Raw genomic sequence first — 615 nt, forward strand, 5'->3', positions numbered from 1 at the left:
GCGGTGCTCAGCTCGGTCAACCGGCCGCGGATCGCGGTGGTGAACGCGACGGTCTCGGCGTCGTTGAACTGCGCGGCGATGTCGTTGGCGGAGCGCTCGGCCCCCGCGATCCGGGCGCTGAGATGGGCGCCGTGCCCGGTGTACGTGCCGAGTTCCTCCGCGGCGATGCCCATCTTCGCGGCCCGCTGCTGGTCGAGCTGGCCGCGCACCACCACCGCGCCGCGGTAGATCAGCGGGGCGAGCACGGGGGTGAGCAGCCGTGCGATGCCGATGTACTTGCGGACCTGGCTGACGCTGAGCTTGCCCCCGCGCTGAGCCGCCTTCTCCTGTGCCTTCAGCGCCGAGATCTGAGCCTTCTCGATCTTCTTCGTGGACTTCGAGTCGGACTTCATCTTCTTGCGGTCGTTGCGGGCACCGAGCTTGGCCTCCATCTTGGCCTTCGTCTTGAGTGCCTTCGCCTCCGCACGGCGGGTCGCGCGTGTCTTGCGTTTCCGGAACAAACCCATGCGTAGAGCCCCTCGTCTCGGGTGCGCGAACACCGGCGCGCGTGTCCGCTACAGCGTATCCGCGACACCGCCCGGCGCGGCGGGGGCATGGCGCCGCGGTGAAGCGATT

At 69.1% G+C, this 615-nt stretch carries 1 protein-coding gene; it reads right to left on the minus strand.

The window, feature by feature from the left end; all coding sequences use genetic code 11:
* A partial coding sequence (locus tag AC1DQC_RS19980; RefSeq protein ID WP_477052972.1) for a DUF6474 family protein occupies window positions 1–506 on the minus strand: 506 nt, incomplete at its 3' end.
* Between the last annotated feature and the right edge of the window lie 109 nt (window positions 507–615).

It is taken from the genome of Cellulomonas sp. P4_H12 (genome assembly GCF_056400905.1).